Source organism: Flavobacterium xanthum (assembly GCF_900142695.1).
In the GTDB taxonomy this organism is placed as follows: Bacteria; Bacteroidota; Bacteroidia; order Flavobacteriales; family Flavobacteriaceae; genus Flavobacterium; species Flavobacterium xanthum.
In genome coordinates, this window is sequence record NZ_FRBU01000019.1 from 38435 (window position 1) to 50509 (window position 12075).

Annotated in this window: 5 protein-coding genes; all 5 read left to right on the forward strand. The window is 35.7% G+C overall.

Features of this window, described 5'->3' with window-relative positions:
* Positions 1 to 1551: 1551 nt before the first annotated feature.
* The 5 genes from BUC11_RS09500 (at position 1552) to trxA (ending at position 12053) form a co-directional block, all read left to right on the forward strand.
* Positions 1552 to 2991 (forward strand): proton-conducting transporter transmembrane domain-containing protein, encoded by a 1440-nt coding sequence (locus BUC11_RS09500; protein ID WP_073353607.1) that lies wholly within the window; start codon positions 1552 to 1554, stop codon positions 2989 to 2991.
* Positions 2988 to 5357, forward strand: coding sequence for a DUF2309 domain-containing protein (locus BUC11_RS09505; RefSeq protein WP_073353609.1), 2370 nt, complete (start codon positions 2988 to 2990; stop codon positions 5355 to 5357). The genes BUC11_RS09500 and BUC11_RS09505 overlap by 4 nt, the downstream gene beginning before the upstream one ends.
* Before the next feature lie 332 nt (positions 5358 to 5689).
* Positions 5690 to 10240: a DNA polymerase III subunit alpha gene (gene dnaE, locus BUC11_RS09510; RefSeq protein WP_073353611.1), complete on the forward strand. Its 4551-nt coding sequence runs from the start codon at positions 5690 to 5692 to the stop codon at positions 10238 to 10240.
* A gap of 254 nt (positions 10241 to 10494) precedes the next feature.
* Positions 10495 to 11358: an outer membrane beta-barrel protein gene (locus tag BUC11_RS09515; RefSeq protein ID WP_073353613.1), complete on the forward strand. Its 864-nt coding sequence runs from the start codon at positions 10495 to 10497 to the stop codon at positions 11356 to 11358.
* Between the two features lie 377 nt (positions 11359 to 11735).
* Positions 11736 to 12053, forward strand: coding sequence for a thioredoxin (trxA, locus tag BUC11_RS09520; RefSeq protein ID WP_066083169.1), 318 nt, complete (start codon positions 11736 to 11738; stop codon positions 12051 to 12053).
* Positions 12054 to 12075 lie beyond the last annotated feature (22 nt).

The following is a 12075-nucleotide window of genomic DNA, read 5'->3' on the forward strand; positions in this document are numbered from 1 at the left end:
GATTTATGATAATTATCTGATTATTAGAGTAACATCTTTAACTGATGATCATTGGATTTCATTCCTATAAATATCCATTAAAAATAAGATTATACTACTAATTAAATAAATTAGAAGCGAATTCTGGATATGATAGAATTTTTACTAAATCTGGTTTAAAAATTTTACAGCAGTACTTTTTAATGAAGTCTGTACTAAATGTTGATTTTATAAAACGCTAGTGCTTCCACTACTATTTTTTTTTCAACATAAAAGCATTTTCTTTTGATTTTATGCTAAGTTCTAAATTAGAACTGGTTATCAGATACTGTTAGAAGAATCATTCGGGAACTTTTTTGGAAAAGTAATGAAATTAAGCCATTTCATTTTGTTCATGTGGTGTTTATAGATTTTTATAATCATCAATACAAGAGGTTTTTTAATTAATAATTTTTCCTTTAAGCGTTTGTAAATCCTTTGTAAACAAATGTAACAGCCAATTATTTTTTAGATTTTAACAGTAGAAGCACTTGTAATAATGTAATTCCGATGCCGTTGTTTTTTGTGCTGTTAAAGACATGTTGGAATGCTCCCTATCAAAGATTTCTGAAGTTTTGACTTTTTTGTAGCAGCAACTTCCGTTTTATTATTACTACCACCTTTTGCTTGAAATGAAAATTTGTAAAGTAGTATTGTTCCCTTTCTCAGCGTCTTTATAAATTTGAACAATCTTTTCGAGCGTACTTTTTATTTACTCACATATTAGAATTAAGGCACTATGTAATTCGCTTAGCGAGAGGCTTTCGAAGCTACTTGAATTATTTGTTTCATTAGCTTTAAATAGAGACAGTCGGTTTGATTATATATTCTATTTATGGTAGTTTGTTGCTTATTATTTGGATTTAATAAGACGGTATGAAAGCGCTCCTTTTTTCTCCAAATGAAGGCAAAACAAAACATCCTGATTCAGAACGTACCGCTTATTTTTGCTATTTTACTTCGTGCAATGACTTTGACAAGCGGGAGTAGGAATTGATTCTATATGTTATTTAGTTCTTTTGATAGCTTTGGTTATCCCATCTAAAGGTCTTTCAAAACTTTTTTAATTCGCTGTATTTCTGGATTTTAATAATGGTGAAAGGAGACAATGATAAAACGTATAAAAATTATTTATGTTTTGAATAATAAATATAAATAAAAATTTATGAGTTTAATGTGTAATCTTTGTACCCGAATTAAATGCCTAGACACTAGCAAACCATGCATGTGTACAAACGGATTAAAATCATCGAACAGAAATAAACCAAAAAATTCAATTGATAGAACGAACTTTTAGTCCATTTGAATCTTTAATAAAATTGCCTCTTCAACGGTGAAGAATTCAAGTATGTTGAGACACCAAAACTTCTAATGAGACTCAGTTGAATCAGTTGTGGACCAAATCTACATTAACAAAGAAATGCAGTTGAGCAAGAATTTATTTTGAGTGCAAACAGGCGAAAAAACAAATTAAGTGTAAATGAAAATCCTCAAATCAAAAATTGTAGACAATCAAAATTAAAATCTTAAAAAATGACATTTAAAAAGGATCAATTCCAAGCTATTCCTCAGCTTATTCATTACGCATTATGGTTGCTGTTTATAATTAATTTGACTTATTTAGTATATAACTTCGCAAACATTCCCGAATGGCATTATAAGAATATTTTAAAAATTAATGGTTTCACGGTTCTTATTTGGACGCTAGTAACATTTTTTAGTGCACTCATAAGCAGTTTCGGAATAAATTATTTGCGGGGGTTTAAGTATCATGCCAAATTTTCCTTGTTGTGTTTAGGGTTCACGTTCTCTATTATGGTTTTTGTAATGTCTAATCACGTATCGCTTTTACTATTGATGTGGCTATCAATGGGTGTTTTTATGTCTCGATTAATAGGTGTAGATACGAAATGGGGTGAAGCAAAAGAAGCCTCTAAATTTGCCCTAAAGTTTTTCGTAGGAGGGAGTTTTTTCTTAACTGTAGGAGTACTATTGTTGGCTTTTCAAACGGAAGCTTTCACTTTAAGTGGTATTATTTCGAATTTAAGTGCTGTGCCTCGGGGTATTACCCTTGTCGCGGGTTTATGTATCATCACGGCCGCGATTATTCAATCCGCAATTTATCCCTTCCATCGTTGGTTGCTTTCCGCTATGACGGCGCCAACACCAGCATCGGCTTTAATGCATGCTGGATTTGTAAATGGTTCAGGAATTTTATTAGCTTTGTTTTCTACGGTTTTATTTGCCTCAAATACTTTGATTATTCTTTTTATCATAGGAGGTTTAACGGCTGTTATAGCGCAATTCGCTAAGCTTCTTCAGGTAAATGTGAAGCAAAAATTAGCCTGTTCAACTATTGCCCAAATGGGTTTTATGATTATGCAATGCGGGTTGGGATTTTTTAATGCAGCTGTGGTTCATTTAATACTTCATGGGTTTTATAAAGCATATTTATTTTTATCTGCAGGGGAGGAAATAGGACTTTCGAAACCGCAAAAACCAACACCAATTAAAATCAAACCATCTCAAGCTGTAATTGTACTTTTCTTTGGAATTCTGGGAGCTGTTTTGTTTTCATATTTAACGGGGAAAGGAACAGAATTAAACAGTGGTATTTTTCTAACACTTACTGTTGCCATTACTATTGGTCAGGCTACTTACAATATTGTAAAAGAGCAGTGTCTTGGCTTTTTCCAAAAATTAATTTTACCTCCATTTTTATTTCTTTGTGGTATCGTGACTTACGCCTTAATGTATAAGGGTGTAACAATGTTAATGAGTGACATGCCGATGGTGGATGAGCCAATAGCACTATCTGCAATTGAAATAGCGTTTGGTATCCTTTTTTTAGCTGGATTTTTTATAATGAAGTTGGGTATCTATCGCAACTATCCTTGGCTCTATATGAAATTGCTGAACCTATCTCAACCCTATAAAAAAACTGTTTTAATGTATAAAACAAAATCATTATGATCGATCCAATCATTCAAAAAAGTATAGATGAAGCTGCCTTAGTTATAGGAAAAACATGGCCTTTGTATTCATTTGTAACTTCAAATCCGTTATCAGGTTATGAGAGCGTCCCTTTTGAAGAAGCGGCAAATCAGGCACGAGAATTTCTAAATGCGACTGTATTTCCAGAAACTACTTTATTTAGACAAGCATGGAAAAAGGGCGAAATTGATAAGAACGTTCTTGTAGAATTGCTTAAAGAGAACAAACTTTCAGAATCTCCCGAGTTTTATTTGCAAGAAATGGCATCTCATAAAAAAACAACTGCAAAAAATGGTCATCATGATTTAGATAGAATCATGGCTAAATGGCTTGCTGCATTTATGGATGAAGGTTTGGCTGAATGGGAAATGCCAAATAAAAGCGAAGGGTTTTATAACGCATGGCGTAAATTGGCGGTGTATGATACTGAGATGCCAAAAACAACCGCTGACGAGATACCAAAAACAAGCGCTGCAGCACTAACAGTTCTTCTTGATGGTTATGCAGCAGCCGATTTTACTAAAATATTTACTTTTCATTTGGCCGCATTACCAGGCTGGACAGGGTATATAAATCATAGAAATAGCTATCATTCGCTTTGGCAACAAGAATATCCCATAACATTACAGGATTATCTAGCGGTTAGACTTTGGGTGGCCAAAAAAATAGATGCGGAGATCTTTCCTGAATATATGGCAAGGTCAGGAACATCATCGCTATCAAAGTTGCAGTACATTTGGTTACAAGCATGGGAAAAAAGCTGGCAAAACCAACTTTTACAAGTAGTAGCAGACCAACAGTTAGTTAGTCAAAAATCGGTTCAAGAAAAACAAGTTCCAGAGGCTCAAATGGTGTTTTGTATTGATACTCGATCAGAGTTAATACGAAGACATGTTGAAAATAAAGGACTTTATGAGACTTTTGGGTACGCAGGTTTTTTTGGGATTGCTATGGATTATGAAAGTTTAAATGATGGTTTAATACGTAAATCGTGTCCCCCAATTTTAAACTCTGCCTACCAAGTTTCCGAATCTCCGCAACGGAATAATACTGAAAAAGTACAAGTTTACCGGCGAAAAAAGGAGATTTCAAACTTTACGGAATATTTTCTAAAAAGAATGAAAAATATGCTTCCTTCTGCTTTTGGATATGTAGAAGGTTCGGGGTTTTTTTACGGCCTGTCATTATTAGCAAGAACACTTATGCCTGCGTTTTTATATAAGTTGAACAAAAAAAGCATCACGAATTATGAATCTATTTGTGAACCGCAGATTAGTAATATTGGTGCTCCTGAGCACACACACTTTGAAATTACACTAGCAGAAAAGGCAGCGATTGTAAAAGGGGCTTTTGATTTAATGGGATGGAAAAGTTTTGCTCCATTGGTTCTTTTTATAGGTCATGGAAGCCATTCTGCGAACAATCCCTTTGGCTCTAGTTTAGATTGTGGTGCTTGTGCAGCAAGTCCCGGCAGACATAATGCAAGAATGCTTGCTAAAATAGCAAATATTCCAGAAGTCCAAAAGTTCTTGAGAGAGAATCATTCTATTGCTATTCCTGAAAACACTGTTTTTATTGGAGGGGAACATAATACGACTACGGATGAAATTTTACTGTTTGATTCAGAAGTTCCCGATTCTCATAGCGAGCAATTGCAAAAGTTGAAATTGAATTTACTGAAGACGCAACAAACGGCCACTCAAGAAAGACTGTATATCGCTAATAACAGTGTAGCTTTTGCACATAAAAAAGCGAATAACTGGGGAGAAACGAGACCAGAATGGGGCTTAGCTAAAAATGCAGGATTTATTGTTGGCCCGCGAGAATTAACAAAAAATAAGGATCTGGATGGACGATGCTTTCTACATTCCTATGACTGGGAAACCGATGAAAGTGGGAAAGCGTTAGAAGCCATTATGCAAGGTCCTATGGTAGTGACGCAATGGATAAACAACCACTACTATTTTTCAACGGTGGATAATGAGGTTTTTGGAGGAGGTTCAAAAATCACCCATAATATTACTGGTAAATTTGGCGTGGTGCAAGGCAATGGAGGAGATTTAAAAATGGGACTTCCGCTGCAATCGGTAATGGAGTCTGACCTAGAAATGTATCACCAGCCTTTACGATTGTCAGTACTAATACAAGCGCCACTATCAAGGGTAAGCACTATTCTTGCAAGAAATGAACATCTTAAAAATCTTCTAGATAATAAATGGATTTATTTAATGGTTATGGATCCATTACAAGCCAATAAAATAATTCATTATCAACACAAGTTCAATTGGGTTGTTGCTAATCAAGAAAGTGCCACTAAAAAAGAGGTGGAGATGATGACTGTTTAGATACTACGCTATCACATAGAGAAAGCTATTTCATAATTTGAAGCAGCTTTCTTTGTTTTCAACGATTCCCTTTCGCAATAAAAGTACAGATCGGTTTCGAGCCGTAAGTACTTTTATACTTTTAATTGGTGGTTCGTCAATCCTAATAATAGGATTTAAAATTCTTTTGGTTGTTGATAACTTACCTCAATATGTACCTCAAAAAAAACTAAATTTGAACTTCTATTTTTGTGACTTTTACTAATTTTAAAGTGTTTAAATCCAGTTAAATACGCAGTTGGAATCATTTGATTTTAGCTCCCTCTCCTTCGGAGAGGGCTGGGGAGTGGATTATGTACTTAATATTCGATACTGAAACTACAGGATTACCAAAACGTTGGGGCGCTCCCATTTCTGATACAGACAACTGGCCACGTTGTATTCAAATCGCTTGGCAGTTGCACGATGACATGGGGAAACTCGTCGAGCATCAAGATTATTTGGTCAAGCCTGAGGGGTTCAATATTCCGTATGATGCGGAACGAATTCACGGAATTTCGACAGAATTGGCGGAAGCCGATGGAATTTCTTTGAGTGAAGTTTTAGAAAAATTCAATATTGCTTTAGGCAAAGCCAAATTTATTGTGGGTCAGAATCTAGGTTTTGATATCAATATTATGGGCTGTGAGTTTTATAGAATGGGTGTTGAAAGCCAAATGAGTTCTATGCCTATTTTGGATACATGTACTGAAGTTACTGCATCATTGTTAAAATTGCCAGGTGGTCGTGGAGGGAAATTCAAATTGCCCACGTTAACAGAATTGCATTCTTATCTTTTCAACAAACCTTTTGGTGAAGCCCATAATGCAACCGCCGATGTCGAGGCGACTACACGTTGTTTTCTAGAGTTAATTCGACGTGATGTTTTTACCAAAGAAGAGCTGGATGTACCTGCTAGCTATTTTCAAGATTTTAAAAGTAAGAATCCAACTGAGATAAAACTCATAGGGTTAAAACATATCAATCTCAAGGAAGCTTCCGATAAAATTCGTCAGCAATTTGGAGAGAAGCAAGATCCAGCGGTTTCAAAGGCAGCACTTTCTGAGAATAAAAAAGTACTGGTGGACACGCCTTTTGTTCATTTACACAACCATACGCAGTTTTCAGTTTTGCAATCTACTATTAGTATTGCGGCATTGGTAAAAGCAGCAGCGCAACAAAAAATGCCTGCGGTAGCCATGACGGATCATGCCAATTTAATGGGAGCTTTCCATTTTGTTCGGGATATTTTATACCATAATAAAGCGGCTGAAGCCAAAAATAAAGCGGCAATTGAAAACGGCGAAGAACCTACCGAAGTTCCGATGAAACCTATTGTGGGTTGCGAATTTTTTGTTTGCGAAGATCATAAAAATAAGTCGGTTAAGGATAATGGTTACCAAATCGTGCTTTTGGCGAAGACCAAAAAAGGCTATCATAATTTGGCTAAAATGTCTTCGATTGCTTACACAGAAGGGTTTTATTATGTACCCAGAATCGATAGGAAAGTTATTCAGCAATACAAAGAAGATATTATTGTTTTGTCGGGAAACTTGTATGGTGAAATTCCAAATAAGATCCTCAACATAGGTGAAAATCAAGCTGAGGAAGCACTAATTTGGTGGAAAAACGAGTTCAAAGAAGATTTTTATATTGAGGTGATGCGTCACAATCAAGAAGATGAAAATCGCGTAAACGCTTCTTTAATTTCATTGGCAAGAAAACATGCTGTCAAGATAATAGCAACTAATAATACTTTTTATATAGACAAAGAAAACTCGAATGCACACGATATTTTACTTTGTGTGCGTGATGGTGAAAAGCAAACTACGCCAATTGGTCGCGGCCGAGGCTATCGATACGGATTACCCAACCAGGAGTATTATTTCAAGTCAGGAGACGAAATGAAGCAACTCTTCAACAATTTACCAGAAGCGATTTCGAATATCTCTGAGATTGTGGATAAAATTGAAATTTTCGATTTGGCACGTGAAGTTTTACTTCCAAAATTTGAAATTCCGGTGGAGTTTAATAATCCCGAAGATGGAGTTGATGGTGGAGTACGGGGCGAAAATGCCTATTTAAGGCATCTTACTTTTGAAGGAGCTAGAAGGCGATATGCTGAAATTACGGAAGAAATACAAGAACGGCTGGATTTTGAATTACTGACTATTTCTAATTCGGGTTATCCTGGGTATTTCCTAATTGTACAAGATCTTATTGCAGAAGCAAGAAGCATGGGCGTGTCGGTAGGACCAGGAAGGGGTTCGGCAGCGGGCTCTGTGGTGGCTTATTGTTTGAAAATTACCAATATCGACCCGTTGATGTACAACCTGCTTTTTGAACGTTTCTTAAATCCGGATCGGGTGTCATTACCCGATATTGATATTGATTTTGATGATGAAGGACGTAGCAGTGTTATGGATTATGTGATCAGGAAATACGGGTCTAAACAAGTGGCGCAGATTATCACGTATGGGAAAATGGCAACAAAATCAGCGATTCGAGATACGGCTCGTGTACTGGATTTGCCGCTATTTGAAGCCGATAAAATTGCGAAATTAATTCCGGGGATGATGCCTTCTAAGTGGAATTTGGCTCGTTTTTTAAATGAAAAAGAGGATGTAATTAAGAAAGCAGTTCGTCCCGAAGAATACGATAAAATTAAAGAATTAATAGGTCTTGCTAATGAAGATGATTTGGGTGGAGAAACCATTCAGCAAGCTAAAGTTTTAGAAGGAAACCTAAGAAACACAGGGATTCACGCTTGTGGAGTGATTATTACGCCAAGTGATATTACTGATTTTGTACCTGTGGCAACTGCCAAAGATTCCGATTTATATGTGACTCAATTTGACAACTCGGTAGTAGAAAGTGCCGGATTGTTAAAGATGGACTTCTTGGGTTTGAAAACCCTTACTTTAATCAAGGATACGGTTAAATTAGTAAAATACAGAACGGGTATTGATCTGGATCCAGATACCTTTCCTATTGATGACTTGAAGACATACGAGCTGTTTCAGCGTGGAGAAACAGTAGGTATTTTTCAATATGAATCTGCTGGAATGCAGAAATATATGAAGGAATTGAAGCCGACAGTTTTCCCTGATTTGATTGCCATGAATGCACTGTATCGCCCTGGTCCAATTGCTTATATTCCTAGTTTCGTCAAGCGAAAAAATGGGGAAGAGGAGATTATTTATGACTTAGATGCTTGTGAAGAATTACTGAAAGACACCTACGGAATAACTGTTTACCAAGAACAAGTTATGCTTTTGTCCCAGAAACTAGCAGACTTCTCCAAAGGGGATGCCGACGTTTTGCGTAAAGCGATGGGGAAAAAGCAGAAAGATGTTTTGGACAAAATGAAACCTAAATTTATCAGTCAGGCTGCCGCCAAAGGGCATGCCGAAGATAAACTGGAAAAAATTTGGAAAGACTGGGAGGCCTTTGCAGAATATGCTTTTAATAAGTCACACTCTACCTGTTATGCTTGGATTGCCTACCAAACCGCTTTTTTGAAAGCCAATTATCCAGCAGAATACATGGCAGCGGTTTTGTCTAATAATATGAGTGACATTAAACAAGTTTCTTTCTTTATGGAGGAATGTAAACGGATGGGGCTGCAAGTTTTAGGTCCAGATGTTAATGAGTCCTTTTACAAGTTTACCGTAAATGATGATTATGCCGTTCGTTTTGGTATGGGAGCTATTAAAGGAGTTGGTTCCGGAGCCGTGGCGACGATTGTAGAGAATAGAAAAGATGGAAAATATAAATCGATTTTTGATTTGGCCAAACGAATTGATTTGCGTGCGGCCAATAAGAAAGCGATTGAAAATTTAGCTTTAGCAGGAGGTTTTGATTCGTTTTTAGGAACTACGAGAGCGCAATATTTTCATGATGATGGGGACGGAATTACGTTTTATGAAAAAGCGATTCGGTATGGATCAAAGTATCAGGAAAACGAGAATTCATCGCAAGTAAGCCTATTTGGGGATGCGAGCGAAGTACAAATTGCAGAGCCTATTGTACCACCTTGTGAAGATTGGAGTACAATGGAAAAGCTTGCCAAAGAGAAAGAGGTGGTTGGTATTTATATTTCGGGACATCCGTTGGATGACTATAAATTTGAAATGAAATATTTTTGTAATGCCAGATTAGATGCATTGAGAAATATGGAATTACATCTGAGTAAAAATTTAACTTTTGGGGGAATTATCAATAATGTTCAACATCGTGTGGCCAAGAACGGAAAGGGTTGGGGGATGTTTACTTTAGAAGGGTACGATGAGAGTTATGAATTCCGGATTTTTGGTGAGGAGTATTTAAAGTTTCGTCACTTTTTTATTCAAAATAATTTCACATTCATGAAAGTATTAGTGAAAGAAGGTTGGACAGATCGAGATACAGGAAAAAAAGGAGAGCCGAGACTGCAATTTGTAGAAGTAAAGCAGTTGCAAGATGTTTTGGAAACTTTTGCCAAGAAATTAATTTTGCTACTTAATATATCGGATTTAGAAACCGATTTTATTCATAGACTAAGTCGTCTTTTTCAGGAGAATAAGGGAGATAATACGGTGTCTTTTGAAATCATGGAATTGGAAAAAATAAAGAGACTCGTTACTGTTGCTCCCATTGAAGTGGAAAATGATGAGGTTGGTTTTGTTGATGTTAGTGAGGATGATCCTGAAATGGAAGTTCTGGAAATTCCCGATAGTACTAGTGCTGTAGCAAAAGTGGAAGAAGTTGAAGAGATAAAGGTGGTCACTAAATTGACGATGCCGAGTAGGAAATTGAAAATTAAAATCTCAAATGAATTATTAGTTGAGTTAGAGAAAATGCAGATTAACTTTAAATTAAATTAAAATCATAATTTTTAATAAGATGAAAAATTTGAGAGCGTAAAAATGGATGATTTTGAAAATTATTTGTAAGGCGTTTGTTCTAGCAATTCCATCACAATTTATGCTTCAGGTGTGTAGTTTTATTTTTATACCTAAACGTTTGCAATAGCTTGACTATTAAACTTTAATCATTTTTAACATATAATTGACTGTGTTTGTTATTAAATTTTAAGTAAAAATGAGTTATTTTTGTATAAATGATAATAAACGAAATTATGAAAAAGCAGTTATTTTTACTAGGATTTATGATTTGTTCCATGACGATGATAGGGCAAACCGAAAAAAAGGAAAGTTGGTATTTTAAATTGGGCGGATCTTATTTTATGCAGACTGCTGCAACTGAATTTCCTACTGTAGGCGGACAAGCAGCATTAAGCAAGGTTTTTGTGGGTGGAAATTTAATTTCAGAAGAAAGTATTACAGGTTCTTTTGGGGAAGGTTTTAGAACTGGAGCTGGAGTGGGTTATCGTTTTACAGATCGTTTGGGTGTAGAAATGGGGATTAATTATTACAATAGTAATGACAAGACCATGGTGAAAAGAGTAGATGACGGGGCAGTAACCTTGAGATCTGTGGGTCAGATTAGAGCTTTTGATTTAGCTCCAGCTATTGTGTTATTTTTAGGTGAAGTGAAAGGATTTGAGACTTACTCAAAAGTTGGGGTGATTGTTCCTGTGCATGGTGATTTGACCATTAAAACAAATGCAGTTGCTGCACCCGGTGTAAATGTGTTTAGCAAAGATGTTATCAAACCAAATCCTACTTTAGGTTTTCAAGCCGCATTGGGGACTTCTTATAAACTGGCTAAAAACCTTTCTGCTTTTGCAGAATTAGAATACCGTAACTTTACCGTTCATGGAAAAGATAAAGAAACTACTGAGTTTACTGTTAATGGAACAGATCGATTAAATACGCGTACCACGGCACAGATTCATTCTAATTATTCTGATCGTTTGGATAGTAATTCGAATAATTCACAGTTTAATACGATTGATAGTACTAGGCCAACAGATGAGTTGAGTTCTTACGTTGGAATTAGTGGATTGGGATTAACACTTGGAATGAAATACAGCTTATAATAAAATAGTTTTGAAGTATAGATTGAAAAGCTGCCTTTAGAGGCAGTTTTTTTCATTTTGAAAAAAAACACTTTGCTTTTTGAGTTGAGTTTCTTGTAGTGCAAAATGGACTTTGCCTACTAAAATGGAAATTTTTCCACTTTTTAGCGCGAATAGCACGTGTTGAATTTTTAGGGAGAAGAAACCCATTGATCGGCAGGCTAGATCGCTTTAGAAAAAAAAAGGTATAATTTGTCCAATACTATAGATAGAAATTGGCAATAGATTAATAGTCAAAACTAATTTGTGAATAGTGTTTGATTTGTTTTTAATTTCTAAATTTGTATTCTAGTTTGAAACAGTAAAATAATCAAACGATAAACTTTAAATTAAATATTATGGCATTAGCAATAACAGATGCTACTTTTGAAGAAGTAGTTTTGAAATCAGACAAACCGGTAATGGTAGATTTTTGGGCAGCTTGGTGTGGACCATGTAGAATGGTAGGTCCAATCATAGATGAATTAAGCAATGAGTACGAAGGAAAAGTTGTTATAGGAAAAGTAGATGTTGATGCAAATCAAGAATTTGCAGCTAAATATGGAGTGAGAAACATCCCGACTGTATTGGTTTTTCATAATGGAGAAGTTGTAGGTAAACAAGTAGGAGTAGCTCCAAAGCAAACGTATGCAGATAGTTTAGACGCGTTGTTGTAATCGGTAGATTATGATTTATATA

What these genes read in the sequence shown, in the direction of transcription:
- dnaE (WP_073353611.1), top strand. Translation starts at nt 5,690, where the DNA reads ATGTACTTAATATTCGATACTGAAACTACAGGATTACCAAAACGTTGG.
- trxA (WP_066083169.1), top strand. Translation starts at nt 11,736, where the DNA reads ATGGCATTAGCAATAACAGATGCTACTTTTGAAGAAGTAGTTTTGAAA.
- BUC11_RS09515 (WP_073353613.1), top strand. Translation starts at nt 10,495, where the DNA reads ATGAAAAAGCAGTTATTTTTACTAGGATTTATGATTTGTTCCATGACG.
- BUC11_RS09500 (WP_073353607.1), top strand. Translation starts at nt 1,552, where the DNA reads ATGACATTTAAAAAGGATCAATTCCAAGCTATTCCTCAGCTTATTCAT.
- BUC11_RS09505 (WP_073353609.1), top strand. Translation starts at nt 2,988, where the DNA reads ATGATCGATCCAATCATTCAAAAAAGTATAGATGAAGCTGCCTTAGTT.